Genomic DNA, 23056 nt, shown 5'->3' with positions numbered 1-23056 from the left:
ACCGAAATTTCGAAGGCGTGTTCTAACCTGATGTGTGGGGGATGCAAATGCAATATCAGGCGGTCGTGCGAAAATTCGGCCCGGCCGAGGAGGTCGTCGGCATCGAACGGGCCGAACTGGCGCCGCTTTCGCGCGACAAGGTGCGGGTGCGGCTGCTCGCGCGCTCGATCAATCCCTCCGATATCATCACCATTTCAGGCGCCTATGCGGGCCGCACGACCCTGCCCTTCATTCCCGGCTTCGAAGCCTTCGGCGTGGTCGAAGAGTGCGGTCAAGAGGCTCATGGCCTTTCGCCCGGAACGCGCGTGCTGCCGGTGCGCAGCGCCGGCGGGTGGCAGGAGTTCAAGGATACCGATCCGAGCTGGTGCCTCCGCGTGCCCGACGCGCTTTCCGATTTCGAAGCGGCGACCAGCTACGTCAACCCGATGACCGCCTGGCTGATGCTGCACAAGAAGATCGGCTTGAGGCCGGGCATGCGCATCGCCATCAATGCCGCCGCCGCCTCGATCGGCTCGATCCTGATCGGTATGGCGAATGCTGTTGGCGTGGAGCCGATCGCCATCGTCCGCAGCGAAGAATCCCTCGCGCGCCTCGGCGGCCGGCTCGAGGCCGTCATCGTCGACAAGGCGGAGAACGATCTCGCCGCCGGCCTCGCCGGCCGGCATGGGCTCGACGCCGTGCTCGACTGCGTCGGCGGCGCGCGCGCTTCGGTGCTTGCCGATGCGCTCAAACCCGGCGGACATTTCGTGCATTACGGCCTGCTGTCGGGAGAGAGTATCCCACCCTCCTTCTGGGCCTCCCATCCCGATATCTCCTTTTCCTATTGTCACCTCAGGGAATGGGTCCATTCCGAAGCGATGGATGGCGTTCAGCGCGCCTATTCCGAGGTCGCCGCGCAGATCGCAGCCAAAGTCATCGCCACCGAGGTACGGGAGGTGTTTCCGCTGGAAAAGGTCGGCGATGCGCTGCGCTGCGCCCTGCCGTTCCGATCGGGGGGGAAGGTGCTGCTGGCGTGATGGGCCGCCTTGGGATGAGGCTCTCTTGAGCGCGAGATACTTTACTTCTTCCTTCACAGGCGTGCCGCATGGCAACCCCCCTCTGGCCTGCCGGCCATCTCCCCCACAAGGGTGGAGATTGGCAGGAGGTTGGACCATCGCTCCCTTTCAAACGGCAGCGACAATCACAATGCTCAGTTGTTTGGGGAAGCCATCGCGCCCAGCCGATCTCCCTCCTTGTGGGGGAGATGGCCGGCAGGCCAGAGGGGGGTGCCACACGGCACGCCCTATCCACCCTCACCCCGAGGTGCGCGGGCCCCTGCGAGGCACCTCAGCAAGGATGAGGCTCTCTTAACCCGTCTCATTCCGCTGCCGCGCACTCATGATTTGCGGATGATTCCGCTCAGCCCAGCCGATCAGCGCTTTCATCGGGATCAGAAAGGAACGCCCCATCTCCGTCAGTTCATATTCCACACGGGGCGGAACCTCGGGATAGACGGTGCGGGTCACGAAGCCGTCCTGTTCCAGATGCCGCAATGTCTTGGAGAGCATCTGTTTCGAAATATCGCCGATCTCGCGCAGCAGTTCGTTGAAGCGCTTCTTGCCATCTTCCAGCGCCTCCAGCGTGAGCAGGCTCCATTGATCGCCGATGCGGTCGAGCACGCCTCTGACCGGGCACCCCGTCCCGGGCGCTGGTTTCGGCTCGTTCTTTTCCCCAGACATGCCCTCTCCTCGGTCATCGCAGGCTGACCTTGCCACCAAAACCTGCCTTCTTGCCCGCCGTGTCAGGCTTGCGTAGACCAGTTCTCATAGTCTGTTTTCTAGACTAGATCCCAGATCCATACCAAGGAGTTTAACGCATGACTTTTGGGAAATCGCTTTTCGCACTCGCCATCGTGGCAGGCATTGCCGCACCGTCAGGCGCTTTTGCCGAGTCGGCTGCTCGGGATCTGAAGGTCGAGGAAGCCAACCGCAAGCTGGTGGTGGAATTCTACGACAAGTTTTTCAACAAGCACGACGTATCTGCCGCCTCGGTCATCGCGGACGATTACCGGCAGCACAATCCTCAGGTTCCCGACGGCAAGAAGCCGCTCATTTCCTTCTTCACCGGCTTCTTCAAGGACAATGCCCAATCGAAGGCGGAGATCGTCCGCAGTGCTGCCGATGGCGATCTCGTCTGGCTGCATGTGCATGCGACGAACGGCGCGGCCGATCGCGGCGAGGCCATCGTCGATATTTTCCGCGTTAAGGACGGCAAGATCGTCGAGCATTGGGACGTGACCCAGGCCGTTCCGAAAGAGGCGGCCAACAAGAACACGATGTTCTGAATTCGTGCAGGTCATTCGCCCGTTCGGTCGATCCGATCCTCGGGGTGCACGCCGAATTCTGCGATCGCAAAGGAGATGACGCTGCGTAGTCGCGGCGTCATTCGCCGGTCGCGCTGGTATATGAGCGACATCGGCCGTTCGCGCAGATGCCAGTCGGGAAAAAGCCGGACGAGCATGCCGGAGGCAATGTCGCCATTGACCAGCATGGCCGGCTGCATGATCACACCCAGGCCGGCGCGCGCCGCCACGCGAACAGCCTGACCGCTGTCGACGCTGATCGAGATCCGCGGGGTGACCTCTACCGCCTCGTCGCCTTTCGATAATCGCCACGGCGACCGCATGGCAGGGGTAAACCCGACCGCGTCATGATGCGAAAGCTCGCTGGGATGTTCGGGACTTCCATGGCGGGCGATATAGTCCGGGGATGCGCAGACGACCATCCTGTAAGGCGAGAGCTGGCGCGCGACCAGGCGGCTGTCCGGCAGATCGCCGATGCGGAAGGCGATATCGAAACCCTCCTCGACGACATCGACGTTGCGATCCGTCAGGGTGATGTCGATGGTCACTTCAGGCGCGATTTCGCGATAGCGCTTCAGGGCGGGCATCAGGATTTCCGCGCCGAAGGTTGACGGCGCCGTCATCTTCAGCCGGCCCCGAGGCTTGACTTGCGATGCCTCGGCATCCGTCTCGGCAACGGCAACCCGCTCGAGAATGTCCCGACACTGCTCCACATAGCTCCTGCCGAAATCCGTCATGCTCTGGCGGCGCGTCGTCCTGTTCAAAAGCCGCGTCCCGAGCCTCTCTTCCAGCGCTGCCACATGCTGCCCGACCATGGCCGGCGACATGCCGAGCTTGCTGGACGCCGCGCTCATCGAGCCTTCTTGAACGACGCTGACAAAGACTTGCATGGAGCGAAAGAGGTCCATTCGATGCTTTTGCTTTCAAATGAATAAAATTTTCCGGCAATTATCGCTATGGCGCGATGGAATTACAACAGCCTCGCTGATGCAATCAAGGAGGCGCAAATGACGCAAAACAGATTTACGGGCAAAACTGTCTTCATCACCGGAGCGGGAACCGGCATGGGGCGGGCAGCCGCCCTTCGGCTGGTGAGGGAAGGCGGCCAGGTTGCTCTCATCGGACGCCGTCCCGAGCCGATCAACGAACTGCAGTCCGAGATCGAAGCTGCCGGAGGCACCGCGATCGCAATCGCTTGCGACATCGCGGATGAAGATGCGGTCGCGGCCGCTGTTCAGGCCACGGTAGCGCGCTTCGGGACACTAGACGCCGTCTTCGCCAATGCCGGCGTGTTGGGCGAATTCAAGCCTTTGGCCAAGACCACGGCTGATGAACTGGACACGCTGATCGCAACCAACCTTCGCGGCACTTTCTTCACGCTGCAACAATGCCTGCCCTTCCTTGCCGATGGCAGCATACTCATCAATGCGTCCTGGACGGCGGGCGGAGTGATGCCGGGCGCGGGAGCCTACGCCGGCACAAAGGGCGCCCTGCTCGCCATGATGCGTACGTTGGCTGTGGAACAAGGTCCCCGGAACATCCGGGTAAACGCGATCAATCCGGGGATCATCCTGACGCCGATGGCAGACGACGTCATCGATCCGGCCTTCGCCGCCCGCCTGGCCAGCCACACGCCTCTTCGCCGCAACGGCAGACCGGAAGATGTTGCAGGCACGGTCGCCTGGCTGCTGTCGGGCGACGCCGATTTCGTCACCGGACAAGAAATCACTGTCGACGGCGGCTTCACGATAGGTGGCGTTCGACTCTAACTTGACCCGACCGCAGTCATTTTCCGTCGGCGGCCGCCACGCAACGCTGGTGGAAATGATTGAGGCGCTGGAGGGTTAGCGCCGTCCTTTTGCCGGGATCAGGCGAGTGCCAGCTGCGTCGCGCACCAGTCCCACACCGCGTCGACGGCCTTTCGCGGCGATGATGAGCGTTTGCGGACGAGGTAGTAGTCGGGTCCGATGGTCGCCGTTTCGTCGCTCACCCGCACCAGCCGGCCGGCTTCGAGATCGGCCATGACGAAAGCGCGGCAGGCGAGCACGACGCCCCGGCCGGCGTGTGCGGCGTCGAGCGCCAGCGTCGTATGGTTGAAGGCGGCGCCCGGCAGCTTCTCGCGGGATTGCAGAAGCACCCGCCAGTGATCATGCGAGTCATGCAGAAGCGGCAGTTTGCGAAGCTCCTCGCCGGTCAAAGGCAGGGCGAGGCCGCTGACCAGATGCGGGCTTGCAACCGCCACCAGTTCCTGGCGGAACAGCAGCTGCGCCTCCAGATTCGCCGGAAAAGGCGGGCGGGTGAGGCGCACCGCGATATCGACCTGGTCGCGGTCGAAATCCGACAGCACCTCGGTGGCCATCGTCCTCAGATCGATATCGGGAAGGGCGGCGTAGAGCTCGGCGAGCCGCGGGATCAACAGCCTGGTGGCGACTGTGGGGGTGGCGCTGATCGTCACTATTTCCGGCCGGTCGAGAAGCCGCCAGGTCGCTTCGGCAAGCGTATCGAAGGCGTGGGTCACATCCGCCAGATAGGCCGTGCCATAGTCGGTGAGCGCGAGGCCGCGGGCAAGGCGTTGAAACAGTCTGAGGCCGAACAGGTCTTCCAGCGCGCGAACCTGCTGCGCGACCGCCCCTTGCGTGACGCCCAGTTCCTCGGCGGCGGCGCGGAAATTCAGCCTGCGGCCCGCGGCCTCGAAGGCGCGCAGGGCGTTCAGCGGCGGCAGCGTGCGGCGGGATTGGGTCATCGGTCTTCCAGTAGATTTTCTACAGTCTCGCAGCTTTCTTTCTCGCGCGAAAGTCCCGAAGGCATCTGCCATAATACTTTTGAAAATCAGCTATCGGAGGCCTCAAATGTCTGAAGGAAAAGTCGCTCTCATCACCGCTGGCGGGTCCGGCATGGGGGCGGCAGCGGCCCGCAAACTCGCCGCGGACGGCTATCGCGTCGCCATTCTCTCCTCATCAGGCAAGGGAGAGGCGCTGGCACGGGAGCTCGGCGGCGTCGGCGTCACGGGATCGAACCAGTCGAACGACGACGTGAAGCGGCTCGTGGATCTGGCGATGGAGACATGGGGGCGCATCGACGCGCTGGTCAATTCCGCCGGCCACGGCCCGCGCGCGCCGATCCTCGAAATTACCGACGAGGACTGGCACAAGGGCATGGAGGTCTATTTCCTCAGCGCGGTGCGGCCGATCCGGCTGGTGACGCCGATCATGGAAGCGCAGGGCGGCGGCGCCATCGTCAATATCTCGACGGCATGGGCCTTCGAGCCGTCGCCGATGTTCCCGACCTCCGCGGTCGCGCGGGCGGGCCTGGCGAGCTTCACCAAGATCTTCGCGGACACCTATGCGGCCAAGAACATCCGCATGAACAACGTCCTGCCCGGCTGGATCGACAGCCTGCCGGCCACCGACGAGCGACGGGACAACGTGCCGATGCGCCGCTACGGCACGAGCGAGGAAATCGCCGCCACCATCGCCTTCCTCCTGTCGGAGGCTGCGGGTTATATCACCGGCCAGAACATCCGCGTCGACGGCGGCATCACCCGTTCCGTCTAAGCGAGGCGCGCCGGTGGATCTGAGCGACATCGATGCTTCGGCATGGGCGGAACTCGAAACGGCTGCGGGAAACCCGCAGTCGGGTTTCCGCTATGTGAACCTCTGCTCGGTCGACGCCGAGGCGAGACCGCAGGCGCGCATGGTGGTGTTGCGGGCGGCCGATGGATCGGCGCGCAGCCTCGAATTCCACACCGATACGCGGAGCCAGAAATGGCTGGAGCTCTCGGTAAATCCCGAAGTCACGGTGCTCGGCTTCTGCCCGCAGGCCCGGCTGCAGTTGCGGCTTCAGGGAAGGGCCGAACGCCATGGCCCGGGAAGCGAAGTCGCCGACGCCGCGTGGGAGAGGATGCCCGACCGTACGCGGTTGACCTATGCGGGCGGCCCGCCGGGGGACGAGCGCGCCCTGGAGGCCATCGGCGAGTTGGCGGCACCTGTCGACGAAGCGGGAAAGGCACGCTTCGGCGTCCTCAGCTTCCGGGCGCGGACGCTGGACTGGTTCCAATTGCGGCAGCAGGACAATCGAAGAGCGTTGTTTGCCTACGACGAGACCGGCGCCCTCTCCTCTTGTCGATGGGTCAATCCGTAACCTGAAATCCCGGTGCGAATCCACGTTAGATGCATAGGCGCCATATCCGCCTCCATCCCGGCAAAAGCCGGACGGAGATCGCCGCAGGCCTTGCGGAGGCTGCCTCGCTACTCCCGATCGCCGCCGAACTGCTCGGCCAGCATTCGCCGAAAGCCGACGTTCGTCGCCGGCGGTAACGCGGAGGTCTTGTAAAATACACTTTATTGCGTGGGTGCGTCGCAAGGGCGAGGCTAGTGCGTCAGCGGCTAAGCAAGCAACGGCGTTGCCGACATGTCCTTCGAGGCTTCTTGCCGACACCTTCTCTTGGCGCGAGTGCTTCTTTGCTCCGCTACCGGTATGCCGTGCGGCACCCCCTGTCCAGCAGCTTATGCGGAAAGGCGAAGATGGCACCCTCCGCTCAAGTCAAATGTCGAAGGAGCTCGGCAGGATGACCATGTCGCGGATTGTCACGTTGCGGGGCCGGGTCAGCATGAAGACCACGGCTTCGGCGACGTCTCGCGGTTCGATCAAGGCGCCGGCCTCCCGCGCTTTGCGCAGGTTCTCCTCCGGCCAGTCCTTCAGCAAGGCGCTGATGACCGGGCCCGGCGAGACGGATCCAACGCGGATGCCGTTCTTGAAGAGTTGCCGCCGCATGGTCTGGACGAAGCAGTGCATCGCCCACTTCGAAGGGGAGTAGACCGGCTCCCATGGGACGGGGGCGTGGCCTGCGACCGAACTGGTCACGATGATGTCTCCCGTCCCTCTCTCGATCATGTGGGGTATGACAGTCCGGACGTTCTTTATGACCACGTTTACGTTCAGATTGAGCATGCGGTCGATCGCATCAAGGTCTGCGTCCGCCAGATCTCCGCCGATATAAGTGCCCGCATTCGCATGGAAGATGTCCAGCTTGTCGACCTTCGACAGAATGCGGTCGAGCAGGCCAGCGCACTCCTCAGGGTCAAGAAGGTCGAGCCGCAGCGCGATCGCCTTCTCTCCGAGCCTGCCGCAGGCCTCGTTCAGCGCCGCTTCGTCTCGATCGATCATCACGACCGAACCGCCCGCCGCGATTATCGCTTCGGTCGACGCCAGTCCAATTCCCGAGGCAGCTCCGGTGATAGCGGCAACCTTACCCTGCAAACCGTTCATATCAACTCCTCCCGTGTGTCGATCATCTATCGCATGCAAGCTCCATCGTGGCTAGGCGGAACGTGGCGTCGGGATGATGCCGCCCAAGCTCTGGGCAATCTTCCCATTCGGAGGCACTCAAACAAAAAAGCCCGGGCGCAGCCGAAGCTGCGCCCGGGCGAGATGCGAAATGCCTGCCGATCAGACGAGGTCGAAGCGGTCGGCGTTCATGACCTTGGTCCAGGCGGCGACGAAGTCCTTGACGAACTTCTGCTTGGCGTCGGCCTGGCCGTAGACTTCGGCGAAGGCGCGCAGCTGCGAGTGCGAGCCGAAGACCAGGTCGACGCGAGTGCCGGTCCACTTAGGCGCACCCGTCTTGCGGTCGCGGCCTTCATAGACGCCGTCCTTGCCGGCGGCGGGAACCCATTGCGTGGCCATGTCGAGCAAGTTGACGAAGAAATCGTTCGTCAGCGTCTCGGGGGCCGAGGTGAAGACGCCGTGCTCGGGGTTGCCTGCCTTCAGCACGCGCAGGCCACCGACGAGAACGGTCATCTCAGGACCGGTCAGCGTCAAGAGCTGGGCGCGGTCGACAAGCGCTTCTTCCGGCTTCATGAACTGATGGCGCTTGCCGTTCACATAGTTGCGGAAGCCGTCGATGCGCGGCTCGAGCGGCGCGAAGGAATGTGCGTCCGTCTGGGCTTCGGAAGCGTCCATGCGGCCCGGCGTGAAGGGCACGTTGACGTCCTGGCCTCCGGCCTTCGCGGCCTTCTCGACGCCGGCCGCACCGGCGAGAACGATCAGGTCGGCGAGCGAGATCTTCTTGCCCCCGGTCTGGGCGCCGTTGAAGTCCTTCTGGATGCCTTCGAGAACGCCGAGCACCTTGGCGAGCTGGGCCGGCTGGTTGGCTTCCCAGTGCTTCTGCGGGGCAAGGCGGATGCGGGCGCCGTTGGCGCCGCCGCGCTTGTCGGAGCCGCGGAATGTCGAGGCCGAGGCCCAGGCTGTGGAGACCAGTTCCTGCACGGTGAGGCTGGTCGCCAGCACCTTTGCCTTGAGGTCGGCAATGTCCTTGTCGTCGACGAGCGGATGGTCGACGGCCGGGATCACGTCCTGCCAGATCAGGTCTTCGGCCGGAACTTCCGGGCCGAGGTAGCGCACCTTCGGTCCCATGTCGCGGTGGGTCAGCTTGAACCAGGCGCGGGCGAAAGCGTCGGCGAACTCAGCCGGATTTTCGAGGAACCGGCGCGAGATCTTCTCGTAGATCGGATCGAAGCGCAGCGCGAGGTCGCTCGTCAGCATGGTCGGCAGGTGCTTCTTCGAAGCGTCATAGGCATCCGGAATGGAGGCTTCGGCGTTCTTGGCCTGCCACTGCTTGGCGCCGGCCGGGCTCGTCGTCAGCTCCCATTCGAAAGCGAAGAGGTTTTCGAAGAAGTAGTTGCTCCACTTGGTCGGCGTCTGCGACCAGGTGACTTCGAGGCCGGCGGTGATGGCATCCTTGCCGACGCCGGTGCCGAACGAGCTCTTCCAGCCGAGGCCCTGGTCCTCGATCGCGCCGCCTTCCGGCTCGACGCCGACCAGGGACGGGTCGCCGGCGCCATGCGTCTTGCCGAAGGTGTGGCCACCGGCGATCAGCGCCACGGTCTCTTCGTCGTTCATCGCCATGCGGGCGAAGGTTTCGCGGATGTCGCGGGCCGAAGACAGCGGATCGGAATTGCCATTCGGGCCTTCCGGGTTGACGTAGATGAGGCCCATCTGCACGGCGCCGAGCGGTTCTGCGAGCTCACGTTCGCCGCTGTAGCGCTCGTCGCCGAGCCAGGTGCCTTCGGGACCCCAGTAGAGTTCTTCCGGCTCCCAGACGTCGGCGCGGCCGCCGGCGAAGCCGAAGGTCTTGAAGCCCATGGATTCAAGCGCGACGTTGCCGGTGAGGATCATAAGGTCGGCCCAGGAGATCCGGTTGCCGTATTTCTGCTTGATCGGCCAGAGCAGGCGGCGGGCCTTGTCGAGGTTGGCATTGTCAGGCCAGCTGTTCAGCGGCGCGAAACGCTGCTGTCCCTGGCCGGCGCCGCCACGGCCGTCGGTGATGCGGTAGGTGCCGGCGCTGTGCCAGGCCATGCGGATGAAGAGGCCGCCGTAATGACCGAAATCGGCCGGCCACCAGTCCTGCGAGTCCGTCATCAGCGCGGTGAGATCCTTCTTCAGCGCGTCGAGATCGAGCTTCTTGAACTCCTCGGCATAGTCGAAGTCCTTGCCGAGCGGATCGGCGCGGCCGGAATTGTGATGAAGAATCTGCACGTTCAGCTGGTTCGGCCACCAGTCGCGGTTCGTCCGCGCGGTCGGAGCCTTGTGATGGGCAACAGGACATTTGCCTGCGCTGTCAGTGGGGTTGTCCATGATCGTCTCCTTCATTGCTTGATCTGTCTGCCGTCGAAAAAGATGAACCGGGCAGCGCCCTGCTCTCTCCCTGCAGTCTTCATATCGGAAGCGTTCAATAATTTTAAGTTGGATTTACTGATTGCTGCGATAAGTTGAACTTATGAAAAATCTTACCCTGAAACAGCTACGCTATTTTGAAGCCCTGGCAAGGGATGGCCGTTTCCGGCGCGCTGCCGAGGCCTGCGCCATCTCCCAGCCCGCGCTCTCCATGCAGATCAAAGAACTTGAGCAGGAATTGGGCAGCGAGCTCTTCGAGAGGAGCGCGCGCGAGGTAAAGCTCACCCCTTTCGGCCGGACCTTTGCGCTCAGGGTCCGCGACATCCTGCGAGCCGTCGACGAACTGGGCGAACTCGCCCGCGCCTCGCGCGATTCCTTCCTGACGCGGCTGCGCATCGGCATCATCCCGACGATCGCGCCCTATCTGCTGCCGGCCATTATAAACGATCTCAACCAAACCTTCGCCGGAATTCAGATCGAGGTGCGCGAGACGCAGACGGGCAAGCTGGTTCAGGAACTGGCGCAGGGCCAGCTTGATATGGCGATCGTCGCGCTGCCGGTGTCTGAGCCTTCACTCACCGAACTCGAGCTTTTCAGGGAGGAATTCGTGCTGGTCAGGCGGCAGGAGGATGGGGGCAAGCCCGTGCCCGAACGCGAGGCGCTGCGCGAGATGCGGCTGCTGCTGCTCGAAGAGGGCCATTGCTTCCGCGATCAGGCGCTGTCCTTCTGCAAGATCGGCCCGGCCCGCCCGCGGGAGATCATGGAAGGCAGCTCGCTCTCCACCCTCGTCCAGATGGTCGGCGCCGGCATCGGCATCACCCTGATCCCGGAAATGGCCGTTCCCGTCGAGACGCGCTCGGCGCATGTCTCGATCTCCCGCTTCCCTTCGCCGCAGCCATCGCGGACGATCGGCATGGTCTGGCGCAATTCGACGCCGATGGCGAGGCAACTGCGCGAGGTCGCCGAGGCAGTGCGGCGCTCGGCCGACGCCATGCGGGAGCGATATGGCCGCTGAGGAACCGCGGCTGACTGCCTCGGACTGCAAAAAAGACCCCTCCCCACAAGGGGGAGGGGTTAGGCCCCGGTTCCCGCTGCGACCAAAAGAGTGATCCTGCCAGTTGTTACTGTTCGGCCGATTGCTACGAAGGAGGATTACATGAGGCGGCGCGGCGCCTTAGCCCCTCCCCCTTGTGGGGAGGGGTTGGGGAGGCGTCTTATTAGCCGGTTAAGAGGCCGCGCCTCGCCTTACGGCCGCCGCTTGAATGTATGCTCGTCTGCCGGGAATTTTCGCGAGCGCACCTCGTCGGCATAGGCGGCGGCGGCGTCCGCCACGCGCTTGCCGAGCTCGTCGTAGCGCTTGACGAAACGCGGCCTGAAATCGTTGAAGAGGCCGAGAATATCGTCGGTGACCAGGATCTGGCCGTCGCAGGCCGAAGAGGCGCCGATGCCGATGGTCGGTATGTGGATGGATGCCGTCACCTCGCGGGCGAGCGGTTCCACCGTGCCCTCGACGACGACAGCGAAGGCGCAGGAGCCGCCGATCGCATGCGCGTCGCGCCGGATCTTCGAGGTCTCGTGTTCGGAATGGCCGACGGAGCGATAGCCGCCGGCGGTGTGGACGAGCTGCGGCATCAGGCCGATATGACCGAGCACGGGAATACCGCGCTTGGTCAGGAAGGCGATGGTTTCGGCCATCTCCTCGCCGCCTTCCAACTTGACGGCGTCGCAGCCGGTTTCCTGCATGATGCGAACGGCGTTGCGGAAGGCGATTTCCTTCGATTCCTGATAGCTGCCGAAGGGCATGTCGACGACGACGCAGGCATTGGCGACGCCGCGCATCACCGCCTTGCCGTGCGCGATCATCATGTCGAGCGTCACGCCGATCGTGGTCTCCATGCCGTAGAGCACCATGCCGAGTGAATCCCCGACCAAAAGCAGGTCGCAATGCTGATCGAGCAGCCGCGCCATCGGCGTCGTATAGGCGGTGAGGCAGACGATCGGCTGGCCGCCCTTCATGGCCGAGATGCGCGTCGGCGTCAGGCGCTTCTGGGATCCGGTGGCGCTCATTTCTTCACTCCCTTTCCCGGCTGGCCGGTCATTCTGTTGTCCCGGACGATTTTATTGTCTGCCGCAATCCGGATCACCCTGTTATCGAGAAGCCGCGTCGAGCCGATGCGCACGAAGAGCGCCACGACGACGGGCTCTTCGATCGAGGCGACCGTGGCAAGCGTCTCGGCGTCCCTGACGGCGACGACCTCGGGCTTTGCGAGCGGCTCGCGGTTCAGAAACGCCGTGAGCTTCGCCTCGAGTTCCCGTGCGTCGCTCAGCCCTTCGCCGACCAGGCGCTCGGCCTCGTCGAGGGTTTGGGGCACGATCACCGCGGCGCGTCGCTCCTCTTCACTGAGATAGACATTGCGCGAGGACAATGCGAGGCCGTCGCTGTCGCGCACTGTCGGTACCGGGATCACCTGCACCGGCATGGCGAGATCCTCTACCATGCGCTTGATGATGACGACCTGCTGGTAGTCCTTCTGGCCGAAATAGGCCGTCTGCGGCTGCACGATGTTGAAGAGCTTGGAGACGACGGTGGCGACACCGGCGAAATGGCCGGGCCTCACTTCGCCTTCGAGCTCGCGGCCGAGATCCGGAACGTCGACCACCGTCTTCATCGGGCGCGGATACATGTCCTCGACGCCGGGAGCGAAGAGGAAATTGACCCCGGCCTGCCTCAGCATGGCCGAGTCGCGTTCGAGATCGCGCGGATATTTGCTGAGGTCTTCGGCCGGGCCGAATTGCAGCGGATTGACGAAGATCGAGACGACGACGATGTCGTTTTCCGCCCGGGCGCGCGCGACGAGTTGCATATGGCCGGCATGGAGATAACCCATGGTCGGAACGAGGCCGACGGTGCGGCCCTGCCGTTTCAGCGCATCGAGCGTGTGGCGCAGCTCTTCAATTTTCGAGAAAACCCGCATGTATCCTCCCCTGCGGCCGGTCACCTCATCTTGGGCGCGGATAAGAAGTGTAATCCATGCGGGAGGTCAATGCATATTCCTCGATAAAAACGATTAGACGGAGCAGGAGCGCGGCGACGCCACGCTTTGACGCCGGGCTCTGCCAGCCGGCAGCGGCTTTTCGTCGCCGGGCTTGCGCGGGGGGGTGCAATGTGCGACCTGCGCCTCTATCTACCCTCTCCGTCAAGATACCATCACACTCGGTCGCTATGGAGGACGCATGGACAAACCCTGGAAAATCAGCCGCGGGCCGATTGCGGCGACCGAGCTCGACGTGGAGAAGGCGAACGCGATCAACACGCTGTTGATCCGGCCGGTCGGCGTGCTTCCGGCCAAACCAGGCGATCCGGTCCTTCCCTTTGCCGTCGGCCTGTTCAACGAGCTGCGCCCGCTGCTGAAGCCCGAGGCTGGCGTGACGACGCTGCGGCGCGCCACCGCCGCCTATGTCCATTGCCGTCGCTATTATTTCGCCAGCGCCCAGCCCGACTCCATGCGTCACGGCCTGGAAGGCGAACCGGTCGAGCCGTTGTCGGAGGAAGACCGGCTGGTCGCCCAGAAGCGGTTCCTCAGCCTCAAGCAGAGTGCGGCCAAGGCCGAAGCGCCCGAACCGCCGGCACCAGTGCCGGTGCCCCCGCCCGCGCTGAGCAAGAGCGAGCTGATCCGCGCCGCCCTGCTCGGCAAAAGGAACGCGGCTTCCTGACGCATTCCGCCGGGAAGCGTGCAGCGGTCATGCCCTATTTCAGGTAGCGGTCACGGCGACTTCAGGCGCGTGAAAACCTTCGCGCATTAAGCACCGGAGCGCGCGGGCTGCGCGCCTGCGATATCCCTCTTGACGTACGCGCGGTTTTCGAGATCGGTGAAGCTAACCGTGGCGGCTCGACCCGCCGGAAGGATGCTAAGATGGCTGATATTTCCGTGAAGGGCCGCAAACCGTCGCAAGCCATTCCCGGCGGCGTGTGGGCGCTGGGTTTCGTCTCGCTGTTCATGGACGTCTCCTCGGAGATGATCCACGCCCTGCTGCCGGTCTACATGGTCACGGTCCTCGGCGCCTCGGCCCTTTCGGTCGGCATCATCGAGGGCATCGCGGAGGCGACCGCCGCCATCACCAAGGTCTTCTCGGGCGCGATCAGCGACTGGTTCGGCCGACGCAAGCTGCTGGTGCTCGCCGGCTACGGCATGGCGGCGCTGACCAAGCCGGTCTTTCCGCTGGCGCCGTCGATCGACTGGCTGGTGGCGGCGCGCTTCGTCGACCGCGTGGGCAAAGGCATAAGGGGTGCGCCGCGCGATGCTTTGATCGCCGACATAACCGCGCCCGAAATTCGCGGCGCAAGCTTCGGGTTGCGCCAGTCGCTCGATACGGTCGGCGCCTTTCTCGGGCCGGCTCTTGCCCTGGTCCTGATGTGGTGGACCGCCGACCACTTCGCCACCGTCTTCTGGATCGCGGTCATCCCGGCCTTCGTGTCGGTCGGCATCGTCCTGTTTCTTGTCAAGGAGCCGCCCAAGGTGGCGGCAAGCAGGAGTGTGCGCGTGCCGCTGCGCAGGCAGGACCTGCTCCGCCTTCCCGCCGCCTATTGGCTGGTCACGATGGTCGCGGCAATTTTCACGCTGGCGCGCTTCAGCGAGGCCTTTCTGCTGCTCGATGCCGGGCGGCTCGGCCTGCCGGTCATGCTGGTGCCGCTCGTCCTCATCGGCATGAACCTCGTCTATGCCCTGTCGGCCTATCCGATCGGCATCCTGGCGGACCGGTTCGACCGGGTGACGCTGCTGCTGATCGGCATCTGCCTGCTGATCGCGGCCGATCTCGCTCTCGCCTTCGTCCCGGGCTTTATCGGCCTCGGTCTCGGCGTGCTGTTATGGGGTCTGCATATGGGCTCGACGCAAGGCGTCTTCGCGGCGCTCGTCGCGGACGCGGCACCTGCCGATCTGCGCGGCACGGCATTCGGCGCCTTCAACCTCGTCTCAGGGGTTGCGCTGCTGCTCGCCAGTGTGGTGGCCGGCGCCTTGTGGGAAGCGGCGGGGCCGGCCGTCACTTTCGCCGCCGGCGCGGCCTTCGCGGCGCTGGCGGGCGCTGCCCTCCTCGTCGTGAAAGCACCCATGGCGCAGAAGTCTTGAAGAATATTGCGCCGGGCAGGCAATGGAAGAATAACCTGCTCGTGTATTCCTCGGGATAAACTATTTCTCGTGCAACGTCAGGTAGTTAAAACTTGCTTGATATATTCATGTATTCCATGCTTTACCGAGATTTAACGCAATTACTCTAATTTAAGCGTCAGCTATTAAATATCGCTGGACGTTCTAAAACGATGCGTTTTCTGGTTGCAGCATCCCTCTTCGCAATGGCCGCAGCCCAGTCCGGCGCGGCGGCCGATCTTTCAGCCTACAAGCGGCCGCTGACGGTGCCTTTCGAGAAGGTGACGGCCTATTCGCCGCAGCTCGCGACGCTCGGCAAGATGCTGTTCTTCGATCCCCGGCTTTCCGGCAACAAGAACATGACCTGCGCCAGCTGCCACAACCCGTCCTTCGGCTTCGAGACGCCAGTGACGACGCCGATCGGCGCAGCCAATACCGCGCTTGCCCGCCAGGCGCCGACGGTTCTCAACGTCGCCTGGGTCTCGCCCTTCTTCTGGGACGGCCGCGCGCCGAACCTGGAGGAGCAGGCGGCAGGCCCGATCACCGCTTCGGCCGAAATGAACGGCAAGCTCGAAACCGCCGTCGCCGAAATGCAGAATATTCCCGATTACAAGGCCTGGTTCGGCGAGGTCTTCCCCGACAAGGGCATTTCAAGGGAAACGATCCTGACGGCGATCGCCACCTATGAGCGGACGGTGGTTTCCAACTGGTCGCCCTTCGACCGCTGGGTCGATGGCGACGAAAAGGCGGTCTCCGACAGCGCCAAGCGCGGCTTCGATCTCTTCACCGGCAGCGCCGGCTGTTCCGCCTGCCATTCGGGCTGGAACTTCACCGACAACAAGTTCCACGATATCGGCCTGCCGGACGAGGATATTGGCCGCTTCAAGATCGATCCGAGCAGTCCGAACAACCAGCACGCCTTCAAGACGCCGGGCCTGCGCAACACGCTCTATCGCGGCCCCTATATGCATGACGGCAGCCTGAAGAGCATGGACGAGGTGATCGCCCATTACGAAAGCGGCGGCGTCAGCCGTCCATCGCTCGATCCCGCCATGACGGCCTTCCTGCTGACCGACCAGGAGCGCAACGATCTCATGGCTTTCCTTGGAACCCTGACCGCCGAAAAGCAGGACATCCCCCTGCCGACGCTGCCGAACTGAGGTGCATGCCATGAAACTCTCCATCCGCATGCAGATCCTCGTTCCCATGGTGGCAACGATCGTCGTCGGCTTCGGCAGCGCCTTCCTGATCGGCTACCAGGCGGTCACCGGCCAGGCTCGGGTGGCCGCCGTGGTGCAGGAGGCGGTGAACGCCAAGCTCGCCTCGGCCCATATCGAGCAACAGTTCCGGCAGGCGACGTCTGTCGTCGACCGGGTGCTGTCGATGACGAATTTCGTGCCGGCGGCCGAGGTCAAGGCTGAATTCGACAAGAGCGACGGCGCGCTTTCGCAATCGCTCGACGAGCTTGGCGGTATCGATCTCGCAACGTCGCTGACCGAGGGTGTGCGTACGCTGCGCGAGGCGCATGGCGCCTGGGAAAAGGACGTCAAGGTCAGCCTCGGCCTGCAGCAGGCCGACGAAGTCCCGACCGCCGAGAAGCTGGCGCGCTCGCAGCAGGCGATCCTGGCCGGCATCACCTCAGTTAACGCCATCGTCGACAGGATCGCGACCGAGAGCGTCACTGAGGCCGGCCAAGCGCTGGAAACGAAGATCGAAACCGAACTGGCGCTGGCGGGCCTTGCCGCCCTCATCGGCTTCGGCATTCTCATTGCCATCGCGAGGCACGTGTCGCGTCCGATCCAGCGCATCACCCACTCCATGCAGGAACTGGCCGCCGGCGAGACCGACAAGGCGATCCCCTATGCCGGGCGCGGCGACGAGATCGGCCTCATGGCGGGCTCCGTAGAAGTCTTCCGCCAGAACGCCATCGCCCGGATCAGGCTGGAAAGCCAGGCCGACGAAAACCGGCGTCGGGCCGAAGCAAACCGGCTGGCCGACCAGGAGCAGGCGGAACGCAGCGCCGCAGCGCGGTTGAAGACCGCGACCTCGGGCCTCGCCGCCGGCCTGAAACGGCTTGCCGCGGGCGATCTCGCGTTCAAGCTCTCGGATCGCTTCGCGCCGGAATTCGAGCCGCTGCGGCATGATTTCAACGCGTCGGTAGAGCAGCTCGGTGGCACGCTGCTTTCGGTTTCCCAGAGCGTGTCGATCATCAACACGGGCACCCGCGAGATCAACAACGGCTCCAGCGAACTGTCCGGCCGGACCGAACGCCAGGCGGCGACGCTTGAGGAGACCGCCGCTGCGCTCGACGCCGTGACCGCCAAGGTGACCGAAGCCTTCAAGATCGCCGAAGAGGCGCGCAACGTTGCCGACAACGCCAATCGCAGCGCCATGGCCTCGGGCAAAGTGGTGGCCCAGACGGTTGACGCCATGAGCCAGATCGAAGAATCCTCGAAGCAGATCAACAATATCATCGGCGTCATCGACCAGATCGCCTTCCAGACCAACCTGCTGGCGCTCAACGCCGGCGTCGAAGCCGCGCGCGCCGGCGAGGCCGGCAAGGGCTTTGCCGTCGTCGCCATGGAAGTGCGCGAGCTTGCCCAGCGCTCGGCCCAGGCCGCCCGGGAGATCAAGGAGCTGATCGGGCGGGCCTCCGCCAAGGTCGCGAGCGGCGTCGAGCTGGTCAACCACACCGGCGCGGCGCTTAGCGACATCGGCCGTTTCATCGTCGATATCAACCAGCGTATGGAAGCGCTCGCCGCCTCGGCGCGCGACCAGGCGACCAGCCTCTCGGAAGTCAATTCGGCCATGGGCCAGCTCGACCAGGTGACCCAGCAGAACGCCGCCATGGTGGAGGAAACCACCGCCGCCAGCGTGACACTCGCCAGCGAAGCCGAGCGGCTGCGCGAACTGGTCACCCAGTTCGAACTGGGCGGGGCGGAGGCCGTCGCGCGGGGTTATCGCGACGCCGCGTGAGCGGCTCGGCGTAGCAGAGAGACGTGACGTTCAGGAGCTGTCAGCGAGGCTTGTTTCCAAGCGCATAGCCGTCGACATCCTCGCTCAGCGAGGTCAGCCGATCCAGCGCCGCGTTGCGTTTGGCGTCTCGATCCGCCTTGAATGCCGCAACATCCGTTGCTCTCAGGCGGCGATGACTGCCGACCATTTCCGCCGGAAGCTCACCCGCGTCGACCAATCGGACCAGATACTGCCGGGAAACATTGAGGATATCCGCCGCAGCCTGGGTCGACAGCATCTCTTCGTCGGGAAGCACCGTCACCGGGCGCCCTTCCGCGAGAAGCTTGGCCGCCTGATAGATGATCTCGGCCAATACATGCGGCACTTCCAGACGCTCCCCATCAGCGTCGATGACCTGGACGCTCCCCTGCTGCTTGTACGAACTCGCCCGCAGAAGCGATGCTATGCGCGCGGCGGCCGATCTTTCGGGTGCCGGAACGGCATTCAAGCTTTTGGCGGGATTTTCGGACGATGTGCGATGGGATGTGGCCATGCCGGCAATATGGCACGCAAACGCTATAAACACAACCAACCAATACAGAGCAATTGGAAAGCTCGCATGGGTGAATATGCTGGTCGCCGTACTTGATGCCAACGTGCTGTTTCCGATGCTGCTGCGTGACACGCTGCTACGCGTTGCGTCGGAAGGTTGTTTCCGGGCTCACTGGTCGCCTCGCATTCTCGAAGAAATGACACGCAACCTGATCAGCGATTACGGCATGGAACCATCCAGGGCAGAGGCGCTGCGAATGGCCATGGATGAGGCATTTCCCGAAGCGAACGCGGAAGGCTGGGAAGAGATCGAGCCTGCCATGCGAAATGATCCGAAGGATCGGCATGTCGTTGCGGCGGCGGTCGCGGCTGAAGCTGCAGTGATCGTGACGTCAAATATCCGCGATTTCGGCAATCTTCCCGACGGTATCGTCGCCTTGACCCCTGACGAATTTCTCACCGAGATCCTCGCGAAAAATACGGCGAAGGTACTGAGGGTGCTGACCATGCAGGCAGCGGCCTATCGGCGACCGACACTGACCACTAGTGAACTGATCGGAAGACTTGCACTCACCTCACCCCGGTTCGCCGAGCAGGCCCTCCAGGCGCTTGCCCGACGCTGACCTGCTCGCAACGACGCTCCCCGGCGAGTTCGCCCGCAACAGCGCCATCAGCATCGGGCCGAGCGCAAATTCACCCCGTTCGGCGCGCCGCGTCAGGTCCCTGAGATAGCCGCCGGCCGAGTTGATGCACCCTCCCCTTTGCAGGATGCAGGCCATGACGGTGGCGGCGGTTTCCGGCCCCATCACGTTTGCCGCCACCTCATAGGCCGATGGGCTGACGGCGAGCATCGAGCGTACGACGATGGCCGCCGTCATCAGGTCCCGCCAGGTGCCGATCCTGCCGGCCGGGCCGTAGTCGGCGATGTCCGGGCAGGCCTGGAGAACCGTGGCGAGCGGGAGGGATTTCAATTCGCCTGCCCTCGGCCGGGCGTCGAAGCGCGATCCTTCCCCGCCTTTTGTTTGCGCTTTCAGCCGGTCATTGTGCGGCTTCGTTCCCGGTTGCTGATCCCGGTCAGCCTGCCCTGCCGCCTTCGCCCCCTGCCCCGTTTCCAAGCCCGGTTCAGATTCAGATGCGGATTCGGTGTGAGAATTCTGTATGTGGCGCTCAATCTGGGATTCACTGGTGCTCGCCATCTGCATTTTCTCATGCAGTTCCAACAGGTTGACGATATCTCCGCGGATTGCCTCGAACTCTTCGAGGATGGGCGTGAGGTTTTCGATCGTCGCGGCTCTCGGAATGCGCTGCAGGATCGTCTGGAACATCGAGGACACGCGCTCCCAGTCGCCGGGAATCCCTTCCTCGACGGCGGCGGCAAGGAGCTTGGCGATGTCGCGCCGGCAGATGGTCAGTCGCTCCTTCATGGCGCGCAGCATCTGCCGGTCGGCGGTGATCCGCGCTGCCATCGTCTCGATCTCGCCTGCGCGGGCGAGAAGCGGGGCGAGGCTGAAGCCATAGGCCTCGTCGATGCCGCCTTCCCGGCCGCGGCGGGCATAACGCTTGCCGTTCGGGCTGTCCTTGCGGGAGATGAGACCGGCCTCGACGAGCACGGCGAGATGCCGGCGCAGCGTCGCGGCCGCCATGCCGCGGGCTCTGAGCGAAAGCTGCGCGTTCGAGGGAAAGACGACCAGCGGCTTTTCGCTTGAGAGTTCGTCCTCGGGATAAAATGTCAGCAGCGCATCGAGCACCGTCAGCGCCCGGTCGGTGACGTCGAGCCCTGCCCGGGCCTCGCAGACCGATCGGAACAATTTCCATTTGTTGCGCGTCGTCCCGGCCGCGATCGCTTCGCCACGCCGCTGTTTCAGCAGCAGGGCAAGCGTCATCGGCCGCCGCCCGAAGGGCGTCGTCACATATTCACTCTCCATTTCCTTCACCTCTATTCAGGCAAAAGAAATCCGCTCACCGAAACGATGCGAGGGTTGAGGGTGCTGCAGCGTCATTTATGCGTCTGAGAAGACGCCAGCGCGCTTCAGGACTCTTGACTGGGATTCGTGAAAATGCGATTCTCTGTCTTGCTTAAGGATGTGAGAAGGGCTTCCACGACTCGTTCGTTTGGGGGCCTTTTTCTTTTGCGGTTTCAGTCTCCTCGTCTGCCCTCCTCGGCGAGGAATTGCTCATAGAGCGCATCCAGCCTGCTGGAGAGAAATTCTCCGAAGCGGCCGGCATTCCTCGCCTTCATCGAGAGCGAGAACGCCTTGCCGTCATTCTTCATTTCCGCCTGGACCGCCTTATCAAGCGGTTGCCATTTGACCTTCCTTGCCACGACCGTTTTCTTGACCGGCCGCGCGCTTTTGTTGAGCGCCGCATAGAGCGCTTCGAAACGTTTGTCGGAAGGTAGCTGATGAAAGTTGTCGTCTTGCAGGACCTTGGCGACGCTTGCCGCGTTGGCCGATTTGCCGGCGAGTAGCGACAGTTCCACCCAGCGCTCGCGACCGACACCGGGCGCCGCGCCGATCGCCTGGACGACCTCTTGCGAGATGCGCTCCATGACCGACATCATCTTCGAGACAGAAGCCGCATTGGCGGCGAGCGCTACCGAGATGACCTCCCTGTCGTAGCCGAGCTCTTCCAGCCGCCGGGCGAAGAGCGCCCGCTCGATGAAGGTGAGGTCGGCGCGCGCCGAATTCTCCTGGCCCTGGGCGATGACATGGGTGCGATCATCCATCGTCTTGACGACGGCCCTGACATTGCGGCCGAGCTCGCGGGCGGCGCGCAGGCGCCGGTGGCCGAAGACGACCTGATAGCGCCCGTCGATTCTGCCGTGGGGACGTACCAGGATCGGCGTGTCCTGGCCGCGGGCGCGGATCGCTTCCACCAGCGCCCGGAAATCCTCGTCATCCTCCGACAGGCGGTCCTTGACGAAGGAGGCTTCGACGAGATCGGGGTCGAGATCGACGACCGCCTCGCCCTCCAGGAATTTCTCGGCCTGTTTGGCGAGCTCATCCAGCGAGCGGACGAGCGAGCGGCCTGCCCCGCGCATCGGATAATTCGCAGTGCCTGCGTTTTCATCAGGCATATCGGCCAGCCCTTCAAGCAGATTCTTTCGTGCCATCGTTTCCTCCGATTGCAGTCAGTCCATTGATTCGGTTCAAGGAAACGGCAAATTTGTCAGCCGACAAATTCATCGTCCCCATGCCTGGTGAATAAGGCCGGCGATCTCCGCGTTGACAGCGTCCATCGCCTCCAGCGCCCGATCATAGGTTCCCCGGTTCAGCGAAGCGCGCTCGACCTCGTAAAGTGTCTGCTTGGTGATGCCGGCATCCGAGATCGCCGTCGATTTGACCATCTGGTTCTTCAGCATGAACTCATGGAACATGGTCGACATGAAGCCGACCATCTGGGCCTGCGGCACGTCTGTTGGTTCGTAGCGGGTGATGAGATAGCGGTACCATGAAAGGTTCACTTCTGCGCCGGCGGCGCGGATCGGCTTCAGGATACCGCCGAGCATCAGCAGGAACTGGCCCATCGACATGACGTCGAGCATCTGCGGATGAATGGTGATCAAGACGCTGGTCGCCGCCGTCAGCGCCGTCAGCGTGAGATAGCCAAGCTGCGGCGGGCAATCGATGACGACGACGTCGTAGCGGGCGTCGACCTCGGCGAGCGCGCGCGAGATGCGGGTGAAGAAGGTCTTGCCGTCATTGGTCGATTTGTCGGCCATGGCGAGCGGCGTGTCGTACTCGTATTCCTGCAGGTCGAGATTGGCCGGCACGATATCGAGGCCGGGAAAGTTGGTCTTGTGGATGATCTGAGAGAGCGGCTTCTTCTCGCCGTCGTAGCGGATCCCTTCATAGAGCGACGAGGCCTGGTCGAATTCCGGCTGGAAGCCGTGCAGGGAGGAGAGCGAGGCCTGCGGATCGAGATCGACGGCCAGCACGCGGTGGCCGGTCAGCGCCAGGTGCTGGGCAAGATGGGCTGCCGTCGTCGTCTTGCCCGAGCCGCCCTTGAAGTTGACGACGGCGATCACCTGCAGCTTTTCGTGGCCGCGGCGGTGGGGAACATACATGCGGCTCTCGGAGCGGCCATGCGCATCGAGATAGCGCCTCAGCTCCAGCATCTGCTCGGCGCTGTAGGAACGCCGGCCGGAAGGCGAAGTCTGCGGGCAGGGGCCCTTGCCTTCGAGATGCAGCTTCTTCAGCGTGCTCTGCGACGCCCCGACATAATTGGCGACCTCGGCGAGGGAAAAGTTGCGCAGCGTCTTCTTCGCGTTCGGTGGAAAGCGCTGCACGCTCAAGAGATGCAGCTTCTTCGAAATCACATCGCCCTGCTCAAGAATCTGATCCTCGAAATGCAGCGGCGCGGCCTTCAAGGCGTTCGAATTAGCGTTCAT

The 23056-nt window shown here is 63.5% G+C and carries 23 protein-coding genes; 12 read left to right on the top strand and 11 right to left on the bottom strand.

Going from position 1 to position 23056, the window contains the following annotated elements:
• The first annotated feature begins 47 nt into the window (after positions 1-47).
• Entirely contained in the window at positions 48-1016 is a 969-nt protein-coding gene (locus tag NE852_RS28220; protein ID WP_008532750.1) for a zinc-dependent alcohol dehydrogenase family protein, read from the top strand.
• Between the two features lie 330 nt (positions 1017-1346).
• Here the strand turns inward: NE852_RS28220 and NE852_RS28215 are convergent, their stop codons facing one another.
• Entirely contained in the window at positions 1347-1718 is a 372-nt protein-coding gene (locus tag NE852_RS28215; protein WP_258157103.1) for a helix-turn-helix domain-containing protein, read from the bottom strand.
• 137 nt (positions 1719-1855) lie between these two features.
• Between NE852_RS28215 and NE852_RS28210 the strand changes: the two genes are divergently transcribed.
• Positions 1856-2323: a nuclear transport factor 2 family protein gene (locus tag NE852_RS28210; protein WP_008532755.1), complete on the top strand. Its 468-nt coding sequence runs from the start codon at positions 1856-1858 to the stop codon at positions 2321-2323.
• Between the two features lie 11 nt (positions 2324-2334).
• Here NE852_RS28210 and NE852_RS28205 read toward each other — a convergent pair whose 3' ends face one another.
• Positions 2335-3249, bottom strand: a complete 915-nt coding sequence (locus NE852_RS28205) for a LysR family transcriptional regulator (RefSeq protein WP_008532756.1) — start codon at positions 3247-3249, stop codon at positions 2335-2337.
• 99 nt (positions 3250-3348) lie between these two features.
• Here NE852_RS28205 and NE852_RS28200 point away from each other — a divergent pair, with 99 nt between their 5' ends.
• Positions 3349-4110, top strand: a complete 762-nt coding sequence (locus NE852_RS28200; protein ID WP_037174143.1) for an SDR family NAD(P)-dependent oxidoreductase — start codon at positions 3349-3351, stop codon at positions 4108-4110.
• Between the two features lie 98 nt (positions 4111-4208).
• Here the strand turns inward: NE852_RS28200 and NE852_RS28195 are convergent, their stop codons facing one another.
• The gene (locus tag NE852_RS28195; RefSeq protein WP_008532758.1) at positions 4209-5084 is read right to left on the bottom strand and encodes a LysR substrate-binding domain-containing protein; all 876 of its coding nucleotides are present in this window, start codon (positions 5082-5084) and stop codon (positions 4209-4211) included.
• A 106-nt stretch (positions 5085-5190) separates the two neighbouring features.
• Between NE852_RS28195 and NE852_RS28190 the strand changes: the two genes are divergently transcribed.
• Genes NE852_RS28190 through NE852_RS28180 form a run of 3 tightly spaced genes read left to right on the top strand, consistent with a single transcriptional unit; the run spans position 5191 to position 6657 of the window.
• Entirely contained in the window at positions 5191-5895 is a 705-nt protein-coding gene (locus NE852_RS28190; protein ID WP_008532759.1) for an SDR family oxidoreductase, read from the top strand.
• Between the two features lie 13 nt (positions 5896-5908).
• The gene (locus NE852_RS28185; protein ID WP_008532761.1) at positions 5909-6481 is read left to right on the top strand and encodes a pyridoxamine 5'-phosphate oxidase family protein; all 573 of its coding nucleotides are present in this window, start codon (positions 5909-5911) and stop codon (positions 6479-6481) included.
• A 29-nt stretch (positions 6482-6510) separates the two neighbouring features.
• On the top strand, positions 6511-6657 hold the full coding sequence (locus tag NE852_RS28180; RefSeq protein ID WP_164841446.1) for a hypothetical protein: 147 nt from the start codon (positions 6511-6513) through the stop codon (positions 6655-6657).
• 226 nt (positions 6658-6883) lie between these two features.
• On the opposite strand, the gene NE852_RS28175 is transcribed toward NE852_RS28180, so the two are convergent.
• Both NE852_RS28175 and katG read right to left on the bottom strand, forming a co-directional pair.
• The gene (locus NE852_RS28175; protein WP_008532763.1) at positions 6884-7609 is read right to left on the bottom strand and encodes an SDR family oxidoreductase; all 726 of its coding nucleotides are present in this window, start codon (positions 7607-7609) and stop codon (positions 6884-6886) included.
• Positions 7610-7789: 180 nt separating this feature from the next.
• Positions 7790-9976: a catalase/peroxidase HPI gene (katG, locus tag NE852_RS28170; RefSeq protein WP_258157094.1), complete on the bottom strand. Its 2187-nt coding sequence runs from the start codon at positions 9974-9976 to the stop codon at positions 7790-7792.
• 142 nt (positions 9977-10118) lie between these two features.
• On the opposite strand from katG, the gene NE852_RS28165 reads away from it, so the two are divergent.
• Positions 10119-11030: a hydrogen peroxide-inducible genes activator gene (locus tag NE852_RS28165; protein ID WP_008532767.1), complete on the top strand. Its 912-nt coding sequence runs from the start codon at positions 10119-10121 to the stop codon at positions 11028-11030.
• Positions 11031-11260: 230 nt separating this feature from the next.
• On the opposite strand, the gene panB is transcribed toward NE852_RS28165, so the two are convergent.
• Together panB and panC are read right to left on the bottom strand one after the other, a co-directional pair.
• A complete protein-coding gene (gene panB / locus NE852_RS28160; RefSeq protein WP_258157093.1) occupies positions 11261-12082 on the bottom strand; it encodes a 3-methyl-2-oxobutanoate hydroxymethyltransferase in 822 nt (273 codons plus the stop codon).
• Positions 12079-12990 (bottom strand): pantoate--beta-alanine ligase, encoded by a 912-nt coding sequence (panC, locus tag NE852_RS28155; RefSeq protein ID WP_008532773.1) that lies wholly within the window; start codon positions 12988-12990, stop codon positions 12079-12081. Before panC ends, panB begins: the two co-directional genes overlap by 4 nt.
• 259 nt (positions 12991-13249) lie before the next feature.
• Between panC and NE852_RS28150 the strand changes: the two genes are divergently transcribed.
• The 4 genes from NE852_RS28150 (at position 13250) to NE852_RS28135 (ending at position 18135) form a co-directional block, all read left to right on the top strand.
• Positions 13250-13729, top strand: coding sequence for a ProQ/FINO family protein (locus NE852_RS28150; protein WP_008532777.1), 480 nt, complete (start codon positions 13250-13252; stop codon positions 13727-13729).
• Positions 13730-13929: 200 nt separating this feature from the next.
• On the top strand, positions 13930-15141 hold the full coding sequence (locus NE852_RS28145; protein ID WP_258157092.1) for an MFS transporter: 1212 nt from the start codon (positions 13930-13932) through the stop codon (positions 15139-15141).
• Positions 15142-15332: 191 nt separating this feature from the next.
• Positions 15333-16319 carry a cytochrome-c peroxidase gene (locus NE852_RS28140; protein WP_008532779.1) on the top strand — a complete coding sequence of 329 codons (987 nt, stop codon included), beginning with the start codon at positions 15333-15335 and terminating at the stop codon, positions 16317-16319.
• A 10-nt stretch (positions 16320-16329) separates the two neighbouring features.
• Positions 16330-18135 (top strand): methyl-accepting chemotaxis protein, encoded by a 1806-nt coding sequence (locus NE852_RS28135; RefSeq protein WP_258157091.1) that lies wholly within the window; start codon positions 16330-16332, stop codon positions 18133-18135.
• A 40-nt stretch (positions 18136-18175) separates the two neighbouring features.
• On the opposite strand, the gene NE852_RS28130 is transcribed toward NE852_RS28135, so the two are convergent.
• A complete protein-coding gene (locus NE852_RS28130; protein ID WP_245270671.1) occupies positions 18176-18499 on the bottom strand; it encodes an excisionase family DNA-binding protein in 324 nt (107 codons plus the stop codon).
• Positions 18500-18578: 79 nt separating this feature from the next.
• Here NE852_RS28130 and NE852_RS28125 point away from each other — a divergent pair, with 79 nt between their 5' ends.
• Positions 18579-19289: a PIN domain-containing protein gene (locus tag NE852_RS28125; protein ID WP_008532781.1), complete on the top strand. Its 711-nt coding sequence runs from the start codon at positions 18579-18581 to the stop codon at positions 19287-19289.
• Here the strand turns inward: NE852_RS28125 and repC are convergent.
• The 3 genes from repC to repA all read right to left on the bottom strand — a co-directional run bounded on the left by repC (position 19242) and on the right by repA (position 23056).
• The gene (repC, locus tag NE852_RS28120) at positions 19242-20591 is read right to left on the bottom strand and encodes a plasmid replication protein RepC (protein WP_258157090.1); all 1350 of its coding nucleotides are present in this window, start codon (positions 20589-20591) and stop codon (positions 19242-19244) included. The genes NE852_RS28125 and repC overlap by 48 nt on opposite strands.
• A 212-nt stretch (positions 20592-20803) precedes the next feature.
• A complete protein-coding gene (gene repB / locus NE852_RS28115) occupies positions 20804-21778 on the bottom strand; it encodes a plasmid partitioning protein RepB (protein ID WP_008532784.1) in 975 nt (324 codons plus the stop codon).
• A 69-nt stretch (positions 21779-21847) separates the two neighbouring features.
• On the bottom strand, positions 21848-23056 hold the full coding sequence (repA, locus tag NE852_RS28110) for a plasmid partitioning protein RepA (protein WP_008532785.1): 1209 nt from the start codon (positions 23054-23056) through the stop codon (positions 21848-21850).

It is taken from the genome of Rhizobium sp. Pop5 (genome assembly GCF_024721175.1).
Taxonomy (GTDB): Bacteria; Pseudomonadota; Alphaproteobacteria; order Rhizobiales; family Rhizobiaceae; genus Rhizobium.
The sequence above is the reverse complement of the archived record's forward strand: the minus strand, read 5'-3'. Positions and strand labels throughout refer to the sequence as shown.